This is a genomic window from Psychrosphaera sp. HA2-10 (genome assembly GCF_055693745.1).
Genome location: NZ_CM146341.1, coordinates 1,836,821 through 1,855,346 on the forward strand (window position 1 = coordinate 1,836,821; position 18,526 = coordinate 1,855,346).

Here is an 18,526-nt window from a genome sequence, read left to right on the forward strand (position 1 = left end):
TAATGATAGTAACCTACGACCTTAGGTCTACGCCAATTTAATTAATGCGCGTATTCCTTTTAATGATGTCTAATCACAAAGTTATCATTAACAACATCAATTGTGACTTTATCTTTTGGTTTTATTTCACCTGACAATAAAGCTTGAGCTAACGTATTTTCAACATGTTGTTGAATCGCTCTTTTAAGCGGCCTTGCGCCAAAGACAGGATCAAAACCAGCCTTTCCTAACAGAGTCAATGCTGCTGCTGAAACCTCTAATTCAACATCTTGTTCTGTTAATCGTTTACGTAAACCAATTAACTGTATCTCTGCAATTTGCTTAATTTCATCATTGTTTAACGGATGAAACACTACAGTATCGTCAATTCGGTTTATAAATTCAGGTCTAAAATGTTGCCCAACCACTTCCATTACTAATGATTTCATCGTGTCATAACTTTGGTCAACATCTGCGGCATAACTTGACTGAATTACATCAGAGCCCAAATTAGATGTCATAATAATAACGGTATTACGAAAATCTACTGTACGTCCTTGACCATCGGTTAAACGACCTTCGTCCAGAACTTGTAATAATATATTGAAGACATCTGGGTGTGCCTTTTCTACTTCATCTAACAATATCACTGAGTATGGCTTACGGCGAACCGCCTCTGTTAAATAGCCGCCCTCTTCATAACCTACATAGCCTGGAGGCGCACCAATTAGACGCGCAACCGAGTGTTTTTCCATAAACTCAGACATGTCAATTCGTACCATGTTTTCTTCTGAATCAAACAGGAAATGCGCCAAAGCTTTTGTTAGCTCTGTTTTACCCACACCTGTAGGACCTAAGAATAAAAACGAGCCATTTGGACGGTTAGGATCGGCTAACCCGGCTCTAGAGCGACGAATTGCATTGGCAACTGCCTCAACAGCCTCTGATTGTCCAACAACTCTAGTGTGTAGCTGTTTTTCCATTTGCAGTAACTTATCACGTTCCGACTCCAGCATTTTGTTTACTGGAATGCCGGTCCAACGTGACAGTACCTCAGCAATTTCAGACTCTGTCACTTTATTTCGAAGTAAAGTCATATCGCCCATTTCCGCTTGAGAAGCTAAGTCTAGTTGTTTCTCTAACTCTGGGATACGGCCATATTGTAATTCAGACATACGTTGCAAGTCGCTGGCTCGGCTTGCGACTTCCAAGTCCAAACGAGCTTGCTCAAGCTGCTCTTTTATATTTTGGGTGCCCGACAGCGCTGCTTTCTCTGAATACCAAATTTCTTCTAACTCTTGGTACTTTTTCTCTAAATCATTAATTTGATCTCGGATTAGCATTAGTCGGTTTTTGCTTGCCTCGTCAGTTTCTTTTAACAGCGCATTATCCTCTAATTTTAATTGGATAATTTTGCGCTCAAGTTGCTCGAGCTCTTCAGGCTTAGAGTCTATTTGCATACGAATACTAGAGGCAGCTTCATCAATCAAATCAATTGCTTTATCTGGTAATTGACGGTCACTGATATATCTATTCGATAAACTAGCCGCAGCAACAATCGCCGGATCAGTAATATCAACAGAATGATGAATTTCGTATCGCTCTTTTAACCCACGTAAAATCGCAATGGTGTCTTCAACATTTGGTTCATCTACTTGTACTTTTTGGAATCGACGCTCAAGGGCCGCATCTTTTTCAATATACTTACGATATTCGTCTAAGGTTGTAGCTCCAACGCAATGTAACTCACCACGGGCCAACGCAGGTTTTAACATGTTGCCGGCATCCATCGCACCGTCTGACTTACCAGCGCCCACCATAGTATGGATTTCATCAATGAATAGAATGACTCGCCCTTCTTCTTTACCAAGCTCATTCAGTACAGATTTAAGCCGTTCTTCAAATTCTCCTCGATATTTAGCGCCAGCGACTAAAGAACCAAAATCTAATGAGAGTACGCGCTTATTTTTAAGCCCCTCAGGTACTTCACCGTTAATGATTCGTTGCGCTAAACCTTCGACAATTGCTGTTTTACCAACACCAGGCTCACCAATTAACACTGGATTGTTTTTGGTCCGTCTTTGCAATACTTGAATAGTGCGTCGAATCTCTTGATCTCGACCGATAACAGGATCTAATTTACCTTGCTCTGCTCGCTCTGTGAGATCTACCGTGTATTTTTCTAATGCTTGGCGGGTATCTTCGGCATTTTGGTCTTCTACTTTTTGGCCGCCACGAACGGAGTCTATGGCTTTTTCAACTTTATCTTTTGTTAAGCCTATTAGTTTAAAGATCTGATTAATGCTGCCATTTTCATCAAATAGCGCCAGCAAAAACACCTCACTACTAATAAATTTATCTTTACGTTTTTGGGTGATTTTATCGGAAACATTGAGCACAGCAGCCGTAGCTCGAGATAGCTGAACGTCGCCTGCTATTCCAGTTACAGTTGGAACCTTCTCAAGTTCTCGGGAAAGCTTTGTTCTTAGCTCTGATACGTTAACATTCGCATGATTAAGAATTGCGATAACTGAGCTGTTTTCTTGATTAATTAGCGAGTGCAATATATGAATTGGCTCTATATATTGATGGTCCCTTCCTACCGCTAACGACTGCGCATCAGCAATGGCTTGCTGAAATTTATTTGTTAATCTATCTAAACGCATCGTCTACCTCGACTTTAATATTTGCTTATATATACAAAATTAGGCCGAGAGGTCGCTTTTTCAATGTTTAATTTTCGAACTTTGCGTAATTTTTGATTTAAATCACAGTTTTATTAGTTAATGTTACGACGAGAGCCAAGCAAACGTCGCCATACGACCCGTTTGGCCATCACGACGATAAGAGTAAAAAAGTTTCGGATCTGAATAAGTGCATAAATTAGATTGAACAACGTAGCTTATGCCCTCAGCTTTAAGCGCTAATTCTACAAGACCAGCCAAATCAGCCAGGTACTTTTGATTACCATGCGGTGTAAAATACGACTCTGATGATACGAACTTTTGTCGAAAAATATTTTTAACTTCTTCTCCGACCTCAAAGGCACTTGCACCTATTGCGGGTCCAATCCAAGCTGTGTATTCACATATATCACTATCCGTTTGATTAAGTAATGCTGCAACACTATTTGCCACAATTCCATTTGCTAATCCACGCCATCCGGCATGAATCGTTGCAACAAAACGAGCATGGATGTCAGTAATAACAACAGGCACGCAGTCGGCTGTCATAACAGCACAAACTAACTGGTTTTGTGTAGTGAAGCTGGCGTCAAATTCATCTGTTTGAGTAAGAATTTGAGGTAACTCAACTATTTTATTGGTATGCGTTTGATTAAGCCAGATTGGCTCAGATGGTAATTTGAGCTGCTTTGATACTATGGCTCGATTTTGAATAACTGCATTTATAGCGTCGCCTACATGCGAAGCAAGATTTAAACCCTGATAATCATCCATACTAACACCACCAATACGAGTTGTGGTGCCAGCATGAACTTTGTTTCTAGCTTGAGTTGTCAGGCCTTTAAAAGACGCCGAAATCCATGTCATCTTGGTTCTCTGCAACATCTAATTTTAATGTGCTTAACAGATTTACAAAATCATCTGGTAAAGGAGAATGAAACTCTAGTGGCTCTCCAGTTATTGGATGATAGAATTTTAGCATTGCAGCATGTAATGCTTGTCGCCTAAAACCACGCAGTGTTTGTAGCAGTTCATCAGATGCGCCTTTTGGCGTTTGCACTCTGCCACCATATTGACTATCACCAACTAATGGGTGGCGTAAATGAGACATATGCACACGAATTTGATGCGTACGTCCAGTTTCAAGTCTCAAGCGAATATGGGTATGCGCCCTAAACTTATTAATCACTCGGTAGTGAGTAACCGCTTCTTTACCCATTTGATTAACCGCCATGTTAGTTCGTTTTGTTGGATGACGACCGATTGGCTTATCTACCGTTCCTCCCGCTGTTAAACGCCCTAAACATACCGCTTCATATTCTCGTGTGATCAAACGCTCTTGCATATCAGCAACCAACTGAGTTTGAGCCGGCACTGTTTTAGCAACAACCATCAAGCCCGTTGTATCCTTATCAAGACGATGCACGATACCTGCACGAGGCACTAAATCTATCGCTGGAAAATGATGAAGTAATGCATTCAACATTGTTCCAGATTGATTGCCTGCTCCTGGGTGCACAACTAGATTTGCCGGTTTATTAATGATCATCAGATAATCATCTTCATAGATAATGTCTAATTCTATATTTTCTGCTTCATGATGAACTTCTACTTCCAGTTCAGCAAAAATGGTAACAACTTCATTACCTGCCATTTTTTCACGAGCTTTAGTGACGACTTTACCATTTACCAATACTTTTTCGGCTAAAATCCAATCTTTTAGACGACTTCTTGAATATTCCGGGAACAAATCGGCGATTACCTGATCTAATCGTTTACCAAAATGCTGTTCATTTGCTTCTGCTTGTAGTTCAATAAGTTCTTTATTCATGATCTTTAATGTGAATTAAGTGAATTTGCCAGTGCATGCAGCATCTGACTGAGATAGAATGATGTAGATGTATTCATTCTACTCGAATTTTTACTTAACGAGAAAAGAAAACTTTCCAGGTTGAAAATAATGTTGAATTTTAAGTTTGTTCGTCACTTTAGTTTGTTAGTAGTATTAAGCGGTGTGTTATCAGCCTGTACTTCATCTCCAGATGAATTAGAGCGTATCTCCGACCGTTCACCTCAAGCCAGATATCAAGATGCAAAAGATTTTATAAATAGTGAATTATATAATCGTGCTATTACAATTTTAAATGACTTAGAAAGTCGTTACCCATATGGGCCATTATCTCGACAAGTTCAGATTGACCTTATGTTTGCCTATTACAAGGCCGGAAGATTTGAAGAAGCATTGCCAGCAATTGAACGTTTCCTAAAATTAAACCCTAATCATCCACAAAGTGATTTTGTTGTTTATTTACGAGGTTTAGTCAATCAAGAAAAAGGGATCAACGGATTCCAAGAGTTTTTTGGATTATCTAATGCCGATAAAGATATGGAGTCCTCTCGCGCTGCTTTTTCAGATTTCAAAAAGCTAATTAATAAATACCCTAACAGTATGTATGTTGAAGACGCCAAAAAACGTATGGTATCAGTCTTAAACCGATTAGCTGAACATGAAATTCTTGTAGCGCAATATTACATGCGCCGTTCGTCATACATTGCGGCAGTAAACCGCTGTAAATACGTAGTCGAGTACTATAAAGATAGTTCGTCTGTAGTAGCTGCATTAACTATTATGGTTGATGCTTATGACAAACTTGGATTAGAGCAGATGAAGGCAGATGCTCAGAAAGTATTGGATGCTAATTCATCTAAATAAGTTTATGATTTTTTTTGAACAAAAGGAGCCTAAGGCTCCTTTTTTTATTTGGGATTTCCTGCGTAAAGCTCTTGAAGTAAGGTCATCATTCTCACTACATCATCACTGTCTAGTGAGTAATATACCGTTTGAGAGGATTTTCTAGTTTTTACAAAGTTGTGCTCACGCAACAAAGCTAAATGTTGAGATAGAGCCGATTGAGCTAACTGAACCCTAGTTGCCAATTCATTCACCGAAAGCTCACCTTCCAGCAAGTTACACAAGATAAACAAGCGATTTTCATTAGACATGATTTTTAATAGTGCAAGGGCCTTTGGAGCACATTGACGCATTTGCTGAATGTTCATTAAAAAAATATTCTCAACTCTTAATTATCTTGTTTGGTAACGGTTTTTATTACGGAACTAATTTTTCGTGGTGAAAAGGGTTTAACAATAAAGCCAGACGCACCAAGTTTGATAGATTTTTTAACATTATCAACCGTGCCATGTGCTGTTACCATAATGACGTGCACGTTGCTCTTCATCACTTTCATTTCTTTTAAAATTAGCTGGCCGTCCATATCTGGTAGCTCGATATCTAAAAAGACTACATCTGGTAAGTTATCGGTAAAACGAGCTAAGGCTTCTTCACCTGTACTCGCCTGCAGTATCTCCATTGCGCCAAGCTGGCTTAAAGTCTGCTGTAAAAAGGCTCTTACCGAGCTTACGTCATCTACAATCAGAAATGATGTAGTGCTTAATTCTGACATTTAAACAGTGCCTCATTTGAGTTCTTTAGTTCGTCTTTGATTTGTCATTGAATCCATTTGTCGGATGTAAACATCCTATCAAAGTTTTAGGTCTAATCATTTAATTTTATTAGATTTTAATTAAATAATTAAGTTCTCGCGATAAACTGGAATTACAGTAAAACAAGTGTTTTGTTACTTGTACCTGTACAGTCTACTTGTGATAATCACTTATTTCACAGTTAGTTGAGTATAGACGGAGTCTGTTAAACCAACAATTTTTGTAATTCAATATATAAAACTTTTATAAAACAAATCACGTATTAGACCATAGACTGCAATAACCATGGAGTTTCCAATGAGTGAATTTAACGAATTCATCAAAGAAATGGGTAATGTAAAACCTATAAAGCAAGATCCAACAAGCACTGTTAAGCCAGCAAACCAGCTCACTCCTGAAACCATAGCAGCGAGACGTCAAAGTGCTGAAAATAAAGGTAATATTGATGGTAATCCATTAGCAACAGAAAATGTCGAGTTACTGCAACCCGAAGATTTATTGAGTTACAAAAAAGATGGCGTGCAACAAGGAGTATACAGAAACCTACGTCTTGGCAAATACGACATCAATTCCGTATTAAATTTACACGGTGTTTCAGTTAAAAACGCGAGACAAAATCTGTATTTCTTTATTACCGATGCAAATAAAAACAATATGCGTTGTGTACTTATTCAGCACGGTAAAGGCCTACAGAGTCAACCCCACCAAGCCCTTCTTAAAAGTTATATTAATAAATGGTTACGTCAATTACCGGCCGTACTCGCGTTCCATTCAGCTCAAACTTTCCACGGAGGAAGCGGGTCTACTTATGTGTTACTTAAGAAAAGCGATGAAGCTAGGCTAGATAACAAGGAGCGGCATCAGAAAAGAGGCGCAAATTTTTAGCGCCTCCGAGACATTGTGAAATGTTTAGCTAAAGTTACTTTTTAAAAAAGCTTGAGATAATACTTTTACACTCTTCACTACCAAGCAGTTGTTCAAAGTATTTTAATTCGTGAGTAATGACTTGGTTAATATTTTCTTTTTGAGAGTCAACAATTAAACCTTTTGATGCTCTAACCGACATGGCTGGTAAATTAGCTATTTGATTAGCAACTTTGTGTACCGTATCGAATAGGTCGTCAACTTTTACAACTTTATTTATAAGTCCCACTTGTTGTGCTTCGTTCGCATCAAATTTATTACCCAAAACAAGTAATTCAAATGCTTTTACACGACCAGATAGCATTGGCAATATCGCGCTAGAGCCTGCTTCAGGACATAAACCTAGTTTTGAAAATGGCAATTGAAATACGGCGTTATCTGCTGCGTAAACTAAATCACAATGCATTAATAACGTAGTACCTATTCCTATGGCTGGGCCTGCGACACTGGCAATAAGAGGTTTAGTTAGTGTGACTAACGTACGAAGAAACACGACCGTAGGATGAGCTTCAGTTAAAGCGCCACCAGTCAAAAAGTCGTTTAAGTCGTTGCCTGCTGTGAAACAAGTCGTATCGCCCTGAATAATTGCAACTTTAAGCTCATTGTTTTTTTCTAGTTCCAACAAAGCTGCTGTTAAGTCTTTATACATTTCTAACGACAGCGCATTTTTTTGCGCTAAGCGATCAATGGTAATAGTTAAAACACCATCAGATGATGAGGTACTGATAAATGACATAGCTAATCCTTATGGGGATAGGTGATATTAATTTTAGCTTTGAATTTTAAGTGTTTAAAGCCCGAAAAATCGAGCTCTAAAAAAGAATAGGTATACTAGCCAAAAACGCAAAGATTACCAACAGCCTTCACGTTTTTCGGAACTATGTAATGATACAATTAAAGCTGTGTTGCGAAGGTTACTACGGCAAGTATAGCGACGACTACACACACGTGACCTAAGCCAAAACCTTTATTGTAAGACGATGGAAACATCTGTCAGACCTTTATTATTTTTGTTAGTTGAAACTGAACAATTGGCGTTTTATTCGCCAACCTGTTAAGCATACTAAATAATAAAAATAAGCTTTTCAACAGCAAATCACATAATTCTTTCAAAAAACCAAAAAAGGCCAACCAATGCAATTACAGCTGACATTGGCACTTGAATAAATGCTCGATATGAAGGCTTTTTAGACCAGTAATAAAATAGAGCCGTTGCGCCTAGTAAAACCGTCAATTGCCCCAATTCAACTCCGACGTTAAATGAAAATAACGCCGATAAAAATGCATCTTTGGGTAATCCAAACTCACTCAACACAGATGCAAAACCTAATCCATGTAATAAGCCAAAGAATACAATCAACCAAATCCTCATTGAGCTGGTATTTTCATTTCGTATATTGTCTATCGCCATCCACGCAATACTCAACGCAATTAGTGGCTCTACTATGTCTCCACTTAAAGATATCAAGCCTAAACTAGACATAACTAAAGTAACTGAGTGAGCCAGAGTAAATGCCGTAATTTGCCAAAACAGCTTTTTAAAAACTATTGTTGAAAAGAAAAGTGCTAATACAAAGAGAATATGGTCTAGCCCCATAGGTAAAATATGTACAAAGCCACTTTTTAGATATTTTTGAATACGTTCTGCGTTTGTTAAGCCATCATCTACTGCACGACTTTTATCGTTTAGGCTTTCCATTGCTTTTAACATTTCAGGCGATGGCTTTGGCAATATTTTTTTGTCTGATACAGCCTGTGTACTTAACGCATCTTGACTAGCCACATAATTGTTCTCAGGCACATTCAATGTTTGTGAAGCCTGTGCAAGGTTAAAAAATGACAGACATACAAAAAATAACAAACTTTGTAATTTAATTATTAATTTAAAATATGACTTATTCTCTGCGCTTTTTGACAACATTATCTTTTCCATGAATATAAAAACCAACACTATTTTAACCTGTCCTAACAAACATAACACTTCAATTAACTATGATATTTCACCTTTCATCGCAAGAAGGTGACGTATGCGTAAAAGCTAAGTACACTATTTTTAGTTTTTAAAACAATAACAATATTTCAGGGATTACCTATGAAAAACGCATTAAAACTAACACTGCTAAGTGTTGCTTTAACCTCTGCGTATGTTGCTCCAACACATGCATTTATTGCCGACAAAAGTGCGGTAACTGAAGAGGTTACAAGCAAAGAAGACAAAAAGTGGGACGTAAAAAATCCAACTGGCGAAATGAAAACAATTTCAATCAATACTGATGAGTCTACATGGTCTAATTTAGATGTTCATCCAAATGGTAAAACTATCATTTTTGATATGTTGGGTGATCTATACACTATGCCAATCAGTGGCGGCAAGGCCACGCCACTAGTATTGGGTTATGACTGGAACATGCAAGCTACATACAGTCCTGATGGCTCTAAAATTGCGTTTCTAAGTGACCGTGATGGCATGATGAATGTGTGGGTAATGGATGCAGATGGTTCAAACCCACGTCAAGTTACTAAACAAACAAGTCACACTATTCATACTCCAACTTGGAGCCCTGACGGCCAATTCATCGCAGTGACTCGTGGTGTCATGTCTTCTCGCTCTGTTGCAGCTGGCGAAATATGGCTATACCACCACACAGGTGGTAGCGGAACAAAAGTAAAAGCCGGTTCTTATGGTGCATTTAACCAGAAAAATATCACAGACCCTAAGTTCTCCCCAGACGGTAAGTACTTATATTACACTCAGGATGTAACCAGCGGTCGCGTTTGGGAATATAATAAAAATTCTACTACCGAGTTATTTAACATTATTCGTCACGACTTAGATACTGGTGAAGAAGAGCGATATATTGGTGGTGCTGGTGGTGCAGTCATTCCTACTCCATCGCCAGATGGCAAATACATGGCTTACCTAAAGCGCGAAGATACAAAAACAGTTCTGTATATTAAAGACTTAAAGAGTGGACTTGATACTCGTTTATATACTGAAATGGAACGAGATCATCAGGAAACATTTGGTACCGAAGGTAACTATGCATATTTTGACTGGACGCCAAACAGCAAAAATATTGTTTTTTGGAGCAATGGTAAATTCCAAAGCATTGATATTAAGAAAAAGAACGTTGCTGCAATTCCATTTAATGTTGAAGTTGAAAAGCAAGTTCAAAAAGCCATACGTGTTGCTGTAGATGTAGCTCCAGATACGGTTCAAGTTAAACAAACTCGATGGGCAACAATGTCACCTACTGGTGATAAAATTGTTTATCAAGCGTTAGGCAAATTATATGTTCGTGATGTTAAATCTGGTAAAACAAAGCGCCTTACTAAACAAAGTGATCATGATGAGTTCTACCCTAGCTTTTCTCGCAATGGTAAATACATAACCTACACCACTTGGAATGATGAAAAGTTAGGAAGCGTTCGTATTGTCAGAGCTAGAGGTGGTAAAGGTAAAGTTATCTCAACTGAGCCGGGTCATTACATGCAACCACGTTTCTCACCAGATGGCGAAAAAGTCGTATTCAATCGTTTTACCGGTGGTTACTTAACTTCTCCTGAATGGTCAATGGAGCCTGGTGTTTATGTTGCAGACATTGACGGAGATAAAATGACGCGCGTTATCAAAAGTGGCGGCGATGCACACTTTGGCGCAGATAATGACAAAATTTTCTATACTTCATATCAATCAGGTTCTTATGGAACAAAGCGTAAGCTCGTCGAAGTGAATTTAGATGGCTTTGACCAAAGAGATGTCTTAAAAGGTGACAAAGTTACCGAATTTAAAGTATCGCCTAATGGCCAATGGATCGCATTTACTTATCAATACAATGCTTATGTGGCGCCATTTTCAAAGGTAGGTACTTTACAGTCAATTGGACCAAAATCATCTTGGGTTCCTGTTGGCCAAGCATCTAAAACAAGTGGCTCAGAAATGCATTGGTCTGCAGATAGCAAGACTTTGCATTGGTCAAACGCTTCTACTCTTTATTCAAGAAAGGTAGAAGATACTCTTAAGTATCTAGCAAAAGACGATGAAGCCTTGCCAGAGCCAACGAGCGAAGGCATCGATCTTAGCTTTGAAGTAAAAGCCGACATTCCTGACTCTAAAGTAGCACTTGTTGGTGGTAAGGTTGTCACTATGCGTGACGCTGATAACAACCAAGAAATAATTGAAAACGGTGTTGTTTTAGTTGAAGGCAATCGAATTGTAAAAGTAGGTAATCGTACCGACGTGCAAATTCCGAAAGGCTATAAAACCGTTGATGTTTCAGGCAAAACTTTAGTGCCTGGTATCATTGACTCACACGCGCATGGTTCTCAAGGAACACGCCAAATTATTCCTCAACAAAACTGGAAAAACTTTTCGTCAATTGGCTTTGGCGTAACAACACTTCACGACCCTTCCAATGATAATCGTGAAATATTTGCGGCAGCTGAATTGCAACGCACCGGTAAAATTGTAGGACCTCGGATTTTCTCTACAGGTCGTATTCTTTATGCGGGTTATTCACCGGGCGCTACGGCTAAAATCGACAACTATGATGATGCGAAGTATCACATCAAGCGTACTCAAGATAATGGCGCTGTGTCGGTAAAAAGTTACAACCATCCTCGTCGAGATACCCGTCAGCAAGTCTTAGCTGCAGCTCGTGAGCTAGGCGTAAATGTTGTACCAGAAGGTGGCGGTAAGTTATATCAAAATATGACGATGGTTATTGATGGTCATACAACACTGGAGCACTCTTTAAATATCCCTCGTGGCTATAAAGATTTGACGCAAATGTGGAGCCAAACAGAAACGGCTTACAACCCAACATTTGTTGTTGCTTATGGCGGTTTGTCTGGCGAACGCTATTGGTATGATAAAACCAACGTATGGGAAAACGAACGCCTAATGCGCTTTGCACCTCGTTATATTATCGAGCCAGTGTCTATTCGACGTGAAAAAGCGCCGGAAGATCATTACAACCACATTGAAATTGCTAAGTACGCTAAAACTCTTCGAGATAATGGTGTACGTGTATTGATCGGTGCTCATGGTCAACGTGAAGGCTTAGCGGCCCATTGGGAAATGTGGATGATGGCGCAAGGTGGATTTACTCCTTGGGAAGCACTACGTGGCGCAACTTACGACGGTGCTATTGCACTTGGTATGGACAAGGATTTAGGGTCAATTGAAGCCGGGAAATTAGCTGATATCGTGATCATTGAAGAAGACGTGCTTTCGGATATTCGCAAGTCAGAGTATGTATCTCATACGATGATCAATGGCCGTTTATTTGACGCTAAAACCATGAACGAAGTAGCAACCGGTAACTACAAAGCGAAACCTCTTTTCTTTGACCGTTTAAATATCAATGCGATGCCTACTGCAACCGCAACTGAGCTTAAACAAAAAGAAGAGAAGTATCACTGGAAGCATCATTAGTAGAAAGTTAATGTAAATTAACAATCTCTATTTTATTAAAGGGCCTTATGGCCCTTTTTTTATTTTTGGCTAAAGTTATGTTGCGACCAGCAACGAACCCTAGTCGTTCATGATTCAATTTTTTTGAACAACATATTAAATTTATACAATTATACTAAACAACAAATCACCTCTACTCTAACCACATAAGTTATTAACTAGTTTCATTAAAAAGAGAGATATTATGTTTGAGAACAAAGAAGGCTATACCATTAAAAATATTGATATAGCCATTCAAAAAGGCAATCAATGGGAAACAGTAAGTACCGACAGCATTTTTAACAACCGCACTGTTATTGTTTTTGCCTTGCCTGGGGCTTTTACACCAACATGCTCTTCAACTCATTTACCTCGCTTTAATGAATTAGCGCCTGTTTTTAAAGAAAATGGTGTTGATGAAATTGTTTGTGTATCTGTTAATGACACTTTTGTAATGAATAGCTGGGCTAGTTCACAAGAGGCTGAAAATATCACGATGTTGCCAGATGGCAATGCCGAGCTAACCAAACAGATGGGCATGTTAGTAGACATGGCGCAAGCTGGTTTCGGTACGCGCTCGTGGCGTTATTCGATGTTAGTGAAAAACGGCAAAATTGAGAAAATGTTTATTGAACCTCAAAAACCAGGTGATCCGTTTGAAGTTTCTGACGCAGACACAATGTTGGATTACATTAACCCGAAGGCTGAAAAACCTGTACCAGTGTCGCTTTTTGTAAAACCTGGTTGCCCGTTCTGTACGGCGGCAATAGACATGTTAAACGAGCGTCATATGCCGTTTGAAACTATTGTACTAGGACAACAAGCAACACTCACAAGCCTAAAAGCAATGACAGGCCGTGAGAAAGTGCCTCAAGTATTTATCGATGGCAAACACATTGGCGGTAGCGACGAATTAGCTGAATACTTTTCAAAGTAGAAAATGCAAAAAGGGCCGGTTGGCCCTTTTACTTTCACTCTCCAAACCGCTCAGACATCAAAGCTTAAATTTTTGAATCTAATCAAGTGTTGTACCCCTGCCGTCAACTGTATTATTTTTAGAGATTAAGACATTTCTATTATTCTCAGGCAATAAAAAAGCTCTGAACTTCAATTGTTTAACATTTAAACAAATCAAGCACAAAGCTTTCTAGTTGTATCGAAAGTAAAAATATCTAATAAAAAATTAGTACTTAGATACCATGTTTTCTAGAGAAATAACTTTAATTTTGTCAGCATGACCTGCTGTACCAAACGCTTCATAACGCGCTTCAACAATATCCTGCATCGCAGTGATAGTTTTAGCTAGGTATTTACGAGGGTCAAACTCACTTGGGTTTTCAGCAAGGAATTTACGAACCGCGCCCGTAGAAGCTAAACGCAAATCTGTATCAATATTAACTTTACGAACACCGTATTTAATACCTTCAACGATTTGATCAACTGGAACCCCATATGTTTCTGGAATTTCGCCACCAAATTCATTGATAATTGCTAACCATTCCTGAGGAACAGAAGACGAACCGTGCATAACTAAGTGCGTATTTGGAATGCTTTCATGAATCGCTTTAATGCGGTCAATCGCAAGAATATCGCCTGTTGGTGGACGAGTGAATTTGTAAGCACCATGTGACGTACCACAGGCAATCGCTAACGCATCAACATTAGTTTTCGCAACAAAGTCAGCCGCTTCTTCAGGATCTGTAAGCATTTGTTCTTTAGTCAGAATACCTTCAGCACCAACACCGTCTTCTTCACCCGCTTGTCCAGTTTCTAAAGAGCCTAAACAACCTAGTTCACCTTCAACAGATACACCACAAGCGTGAGCCATTTCAACTGTACGACGTGTCACATCAACGTTATAGTCGTAATCAGACGGTGTTTTGCCGTCTTCCATTAGTGAACCGTCCATCATGACTGATGAAAAACCTAATTGAATTGAGCGCTGACAAATCGCTGGAGACGTACCATGGTCTTGGTGCATACAAACAGGAATATGAGGAAACTCTTCAATTGCAGCTAAAATCAAATGACGTAAAAACGGCGCACCTGCATATTTGCGAGCACCGGCTGACGCTTGAACAATAACCGGACTGTTTGTTTTGTCCGCAGCGGCCATAATGGCGCGCATTTGCTCTAAGTTATTAACGTTAAACGCTGGTACACCATAACCATACTCGGCTGCATGGTCCAAAAGTTGGCGCATTGAAATTAAAGCCACATTCCACTCCTATCGAATTTCTCATCGTGTTGAAAGTTTTTGTAATCTATTTCGTAATTCTACAGAACGACTTTCAAAATGTCTTTCATCTTTTTCAATTTCTTTTAATTGTAGATTAAAATTTGGAAGCTATTTTATACATAGCGTTTATTTTCAAATAAGCTTTTCGAGACTTATCCTGTTCAAATTGCTGCATTTACTGCGTCAGCGATAAAGTCTGGACGCTCTAACGGCAACATATGCCTGCACCCTTTGCACAGCTTAACCTTTATCGAAGAAGGCAAAGTCTCAAGCCATTCATAATTTAATAAAGGGTCAGCGTCACTGGCCAAAAATTGAATAGAAAATTGACTCATTACATTCAAAAACACACCTTTCAAATCCCGGCGCTCTCCTGTAAAACTCAATTGATGCTTTAGGCTTTCAACCCCTAGCTTTTGATCCATAGACTGAATAAGTTGAATCATACTTTCATCATCGTGATGAATTTCATCCAACATGTATTTCACTCGACTGTTGCTTGCGCCCGAGTAGGGCTTTGCATCTATGTTTTGGATGATCCTTCTGCGTTGCCTCAACTCTCGACTGGGTAAGGCAGTTGGTGTGTTGGAACAAATAAAAAACTGAATATTAACTGCGCTATCAAGCGTTAAATCACCTTCATTAAGCGACGCTAAATAAGATGACGCGATATAACCTCCCAACGAGAAACCTAACAAGAATACAGGTTGCCCATCAGCCACAGCGCCCTCTATGATTTTATGCAGCTTTAATAACACCTCATTAATCGGCAGTTTAGGTATCTCAAAGTGTGTCGGCTCTAAGTCGGAAGATAATTGAGAACGAAGTTTGTCCCACAACCTAGAGTCACATTGTGTACCCGGAATTAACACTAATTTTGTTTTCATTTAAAAGTCAGTCATCCTTTTCAATTCATACCCTTTGCAATTCGCTTCTCTTACAATTCACACCGTCTTACTTTTAAGCCTATAATGGCATTGGCTAGAGTAAAACGATAGTCGTCGCTATTTATTAAATAAAATGGATACAGCACCTTAAATGACTTTGCGGAATGAAAATAATAAAATGTCTTTGAACTGTGACTTAGGTGAAACCGAGTCAATAACGCCAAACAGTGTAGAGCACACTGTTATGCCTCACATTAATATGGCAAATATTGCTTGTGGCGGTCACGCCGGAAATAAAGAGACAATTGCACAAACCATCCGATTAGCAAAAAGTTATAACGTAATTATTGGCGCGCACCCTAGCTACCCAGATAAACAAAACTTTGGCCGTTTAAGCGTTAAACTGTCACCGCAAGAACTCAATAATAGTTTAAACAAGCAAATAACCGGTTTTCTTAACATTGCACGAACGGAACAGTATTTACCTCGTTATGTGAAACCACATGGAGCCTTGTACAACGATTTAGTGAAAGATAATGAGATAGCAGAGTCCGTAATTAAAACCGTTGCAGAGGTTAACCTTACCTACCCAGATAACAAATTGTCGCTCATGGTATTGTCCTCGGCGCCGGATTTTGTTGTTAGTCTTGCCGAACAATACTCCGTTACATTGATCTATGAAGCATTCGCAGATAGGCGATACTTAGCAAATGGCCAACTGACTCCTCGTTTTCTAGAAGACGGTTCAAAGAACCCACAAGCACAACTTCATTTTTTAGATGCCCTTCAACAAATTCAAATGTTAAAAGTGCATACAGGCGTCATTGATAATCAAGGTTTACCGGTAAAGATTTCGGCAACTTCTATTTGCGTGCATGGTGATAACCCGCAAGCAGCTAGTGAAATAAAACTGCTAAAACTAAGTATCGATAGCGAGTTAATCCTTGATATTTTGACGCCCACTTCATTCATTTTTAGGTTGGCTCCTAACAGCAAATTATCATTGGTTCAGCTCAAAAATGAACTGGACAGTCAGTTTCATGAATCGCTTCAAGTAAGCACTATCGCTTTTAACTCGCTGTTAATTGAATCAACTTTGGCTCAAGAAGGCGTCAAAAAGTTGTTATATCAAGCATTTTGTTTAGCAAAAAATCTGCTGACCGAACACCAAAATCAAAAAGTGAACAATATAAAATTGCCTATTTATTATGGTGATGAAGTCTCGTTGGATATGCCTCATATTGTTAAAAATACTGGGCTGACAAAGCTACAAATAATTGACCTGCATCTTAGTTCAACTTATGAGGTTGGCGCTATTGGCTTTGCCCCGGGTTTTGCTTACTTAAAAGGTATCCCAAAGCAATTGCAAATACCAAGACATAAACAGCCGAGAACACGTTTACCGGCCGGTTCGGTAGCAATAGCAGAAGACATGACTGCAATATATCCGCAATCGTCGCCCGGCGGATGGAATATTATTGGCCAATGTCCAATACCACTATTTGATCCTTTAAACGACAATTGCCCTATCCCTTATAAAACTGGCGACAGTGTTTCATTTTATGAAGTTGATTTAGCTGAATTCAATAAGCTAAAAGCTCAATACACTGATTCTGATTCTGATTCTGATTCTGAAAAGAAGCCAAGCACCAACCGCTCTAAAACAACAAATACAAACTTGCACCAAGTGGACAACATTCATGGCCCAATTTTAAAGGTGATTAAAAGCGGCGCACTTAGTACGATGCAAGACTCCGGCAGACATCAAGTCTCTCAGTTTGGCATCACAACATCGGGCGCAATCGACAAGACCGCTTTTTATTGGGCGAATAAATTGTTAGGCAATAATCGCAATGAACCTTGTATTGAAATTACGCTTGGCAATGCTGAATTTGAGTGTCTAAGTGACGGGTTTGTTTGCATAACAGGGGCAGAAGTAAAATGCTTACTCGACGATAAAAGTATACCTCAATGGCAAATTATTCCAGTAACCGTAGGCCAGCGTTTAAAACTAGGCTACGCCAAAACAGGGTTACGAGTATATTTAGCGGTTGCAGGTGGATTTTTAAGTGAGACTTCTTTTGGTAGCGTTTCAACTTGCACAAGAGAACAATTAGGCACAGTCCTTAAAACCAATAATATTTTAATTGGGAAAGCACCCACTACCAACGGTGACAACAATGGGATCGCGGAAAGAAGTAAAGAAGGCACAAACATTCGCTCGTTATCTTTTAAACATGTGCCAAGTTATCCACAACGATTAGAGCTAGAGGTTGTAACTAGTAGCCATGCTTTTGAACTGGTAGTCGAAAACAGTAAATTGCTAGCTAGCTTTTTTGAAACAACCTTTCAGGTTTCAGCCGACTCTGATCGAATGGGAGTACGACTACAGCCAATTAACAGCGCACATACAATGAAAAGCGCAGAGCCAATCAAGCGCGCTGATACTAGCAACAACGAATTAAAACATACGCTTTCCATTTCACCTGAAGGTATACAACTTGGTGCGATTCAAATAACACCAGATGGCATGCCAATTGTCATGATGGCTGATCGTCAAACGTTAGGTGGTTATCCCAAAGTTGGAACATTAAGTCATGAGGGTGTTAATAAGCTAGCGCAAGCAAGACCTGGGACTCATATTCGCTTTAAAGCAACATCACTCAGCGCCACGTGAGTTTTGAGTTTTGAGTTTTGAGTTTTGAGTTTTGAGTTTTGAGTTTTGAGTTTTGAGTTTTGAGTTTTGAGTTTTGAGTTTTGAGTTTTGAGTTTTGAGTTTTGAAAGTCTTAGCTGAAAGAGTTTGTGTTCAAGCTTTTATTATCGAGCCTGAACACAAACAATTATTGCTGCCTA

The 18,526-nt window shown here is 39.2% G+C and carries 14 protein-coding genes; 5 read left to right on the plus strand and 9 right to left on the minus strand.

Features of this window, described 5'->3' with window-relative positions:
- Window positions 1–59 precede the first annotated feature (59 nt).
- The 3 genes from clpB to rluD form a co-directional block, all read right to left on the minus strand.
- Window positions 60–2,645: an ATP-dependent chaperone ClpB gene (clpB, locus tag ACZ1GV_RS08505; protein WP_472673790.1), complete on the minus strand. Its 2,586-nt coding sequence runs from the start codon at window positions 2,643–2,645 to the stop codon at window positions 60–62.
- A 123-nt stretch (window positions 2,646–2,768) separates the two neighbouring features.
- Entirely contained in the window at window positions 2,769–3,530 is a 762-nt protein-coding gene (gene pgeF / locus ACZ1GV_RS08510; RefSeq protein ID WP_472673791.1) for a peptidoglycan editing factor PgeF, read from the minus strand.
- Entirely contained in the window at window positions 3,505–4,494 is a 990-nt protein-coding gene (gene rluD / locus ACZ1GV_RS08515; protein WP_472673792.1) for a 23S rRNA pseudouridine(1911/1915/1917) synthase RluD, read from the minus strand. The genes pgeF and rluD overlap by 26 nt, the downstream gene beginning before the upstream one ends.
- 129 nt (window positions 4,495–4,623) lie before the next feature.
- Between rluD and ACZ1GV_RS08520 the strand changes: the two genes are divergently transcribed.
- Window positions 4,624–5,376, plus strand: a complete 753-nt coding sequence (locus tag ACZ1GV_RS08520) for an outer membrane protein assembly factor BamD (protein WP_472673793.1) — start codon at window positions 4,624–4,626, stop codon at window positions 5,374–5,376.
- A gap of 44 nt (window positions 5,377–5,420) precedes the next feature.
- Here the strand turns inward: ACZ1GV_RS08520 and ACZ1GV_RS08525 are convergent, their stop codons facing one another.
- Both ACZ1GV_RS08525 and ACZ1GV_RS08530 read right to left on the minus strand, forming a co-directional pair.
- Entirely contained in the window at window positions 5,421–5,723 is a 303-nt protein-coding gene (locus tag ACZ1GV_RS08525; protein ID WP_472673794.1) for an ArsR/SmtB family transcription factor, read from the minus strand.
- 20 nt (window positions 5,724–5,743) lie between these two features.
- On the minus strand, window positions 5,744–6,127 hold the full coding sequence (locus ACZ1GV_RS08530) for a response regulator (RefSeq protein WP_472673795.1): 384 nt from the start codon (window positions 6,125–6,127) through the stop codon (window positions 5,744–5,746).
- A 337-nt stretch (window positions 6,128–6,464) separates the two neighbouring features.
- Here ACZ1GV_RS08530 and smrA point away from each other — a divergent pair, with 337 nt between their 5' ends.
- On the plus strand, window positions 6,465–7,052 hold the full coding sequence (gene smrA, locus ACZ1GV_RS08535; RefSeq protein WP_472673796.1) for a DNA endonuclease SmrA: 588 nt from the start codon (window positions 6,465–6,467) through the stop codon (window positions 7,050–7,052).
- 34 nt (window positions 7,053–7,086) lie between these two features.
- Here smrA and ACZ1GV_RS08540 read toward each other — a convergent pair whose 3' ends face one another.
- The gene (locus ACZ1GV_RS08540) at window positions 7,087–7,827 is read right to left on the minus strand and encodes an enoyl-CoA hydratase-related protein (protein ID WP_472673797.1); all 741 of its coding nucleotides are present in this window, start codon (window positions 7,825–7,827) and stop codon (window positions 7,087–7,089) included.
- Between the two features lie 360 nt (window positions 7,828–8,187).
- Complete coding sequence (locus ACZ1GV_RS08545; RefSeq protein WP_472673798.1) at window positions 8,188–9,012, minus strand: HupE/UreJ family protein; 825 nt, start codon at window positions 9,010–9,012, stop codon at window positions 8,188–8,190.
- A gap of 171 nt (window positions 9,013–9,183) precedes the next feature.
- Here ACZ1GV_RS08545 and ACZ1GV_RS08550 point away from each other — a divergent pair, with 171 nt between their 5' ends.
- Window positions 9,184–12,528 carry an amidohydrolase family protein gene (locus ACZ1GV_RS08550; protein WP_472673799.1) on the plus strand — a complete coding sequence of 1,115 codons (3,345 nt, stop codon included), beginning with the start codon at window positions 9,184–9,186 and terminating at the stop codon, window positions 12,526–12,528.
- A gap of 223 nt (window positions 12,529–12,751) precedes the next feature.
- A complete protein-coding gene (locus tag ACZ1GV_RS08555) occupies window positions 12,752–13,483 on the plus strand; it encodes a glutathione peroxidase (RefSeq protein ID WP_472673800.1) in 732 nt (243 codons plus the stop codon).
- A gap of 246 nt (window positions 13,484–13,729) precedes the next feature.
- Here ACZ1GV_RS08555 and fba read toward each other — a convergent pair whose 3' ends face one another.
- Together fba and ACZ1GV_RS08565 are read right to left on the minus strand one after the other, a co-directional pair.
- Window positions 13,730–14,764, minus strand: coding sequence for a class II fructose-bisphosphate aldolase (fba, locus tag ACZ1GV_RS08560; RefSeq protein WP_472673801.1), 1,035 nt, complete (start codon window positions 14,762–14,764; stop codon window positions 13,730–13,732).
- 182 nt (window positions 14,765–14,946) lie between these two features.
- Window positions 14,947–15,672 carry an alpha/beta fold hydrolase gene (locus ACZ1GV_RS08565; protein WP_472673802.1) on the minus strand — a complete coding sequence of 242 codons (726 nt, stop codon included), beginning with the start codon at window positions 15,670–15,672 and terminating at the stop codon, window positions 14,947–14,949.
- 151 nt (window positions 15,673–15,823) lie between these two features.
- Between ACZ1GV_RS08565 and pxpA the strand changes: the two genes are divergently transcribed.
- Window positions 15,824–18,349: a 5-oxoprolinase subunit PxpA gene (gene pxpA / locus ACZ1GV_RS08570; RefSeq protein WP_472673803.1), complete on the plus strand. Its 2,526-nt coding sequence runs from the start codon at window positions 15,824–15,826 to the stop codon at window positions 18,347–18,349.
- The last annotated feature ends 177 nt before the right edge of the window (window positions 18,350–18,526 follow it).

What these genes read in the sequence shown, in the direction of transcription:
- clpB (WP_472673790.1), bottom strand. Translation starts at nt 2,645, where the DNA reads ATGCGTTTAGATAGATTAACAAATAAATTTCAGCAAGCCATTGCTGAT.
- pgeF (WP_472673791.1), bottom strand. Translation starts at nt 3,530, where the DNA reads ATGACATGGATTTCGGCGTCTTTTAAAGGCCTGACAACTCAAGCTAGA.
- rluD (WP_472673792.1), bottom strand. Translation starts at nt 4,494, where the DNA reads ATGAATAAAGAACTTATTGAACTACAAGCAGAAGCAAATGAACAGCAT.
- ACZ1GV_RS08520 (WP_472673793.1), top strand. Translation starts at nt 4,624, where the DNA reads ATGTTGAATTTTAAGTTTGTTCGTCACTTTAGTTTGTTAGTAGTATTA.
- ACZ1GV_RS08525 (WP_472673794.1), bottom strand. Translation starts at nt 5,723, where the DNA reads ATGAACATTCAGCAAATGCGTCAATGTGCTCCAAAGGCCCTTGCACTA.
- ACZ1GV_RS08530 (WP_472673795.1), bottom strand. Translation starts at nt 6,127, where the DNA reads ATGTCAGAATTAAGCACTACATCATTTCTGATTGTAGATGACGTAAGC.
- smrA (WP_472673796.1), top strand. Translation starts at nt 6,465, where the DNA reads ATGAGTGAATTTAACGAATTCATCAAAGAAATGGGTAATGTAAAACCT.
- ACZ1GV_RS08540 (WP_472673797.1), bottom strand. Translation starts at nt 7,827, where the DNA reads ATGTCATTTATCAGTACCTCATCATCTGATGGTGTTTTAACTATTACC.
- ACZ1GV_RS08545 (WP_472673798.1), bottom strand. Translation starts at nt 9,012, where the DNA reads ATGTTGTCAAAAAGCGCAGAGAATAAGTCATATTTTAAATTAATAATT.
- ACZ1GV_RS08550 (WP_472673799.1), top strand. Translation starts at nt 9,184, where the DNA reads ATGAAAAACGCATTAAAACTAACACTGCTAAGTGTTGCTTTAACCTCT.
- ACZ1GV_RS08555 (WP_472673800.1), top strand. Translation starts at nt 12,752, where the DNA reads ATGTTTGAGAACAAAGAAGGCTATACCATTAAAAATATTGATATAGCC.
- ACZ1GV_RS08565 (WP_472673802.1), bottom strand. Translation starts at nt 15,672, where the DNA reads ATGAAAACAAAATTAGTGTTAATTCCGGGTACACAATGTGACTCTAGG.
- pxpA (WP_472673803.1), top strand. Translation starts at nt 15,824, where the DNA reads ATGACTTTGCGGAATGAAAATAATAAAATGTCTTTGAACTGTGACTTA.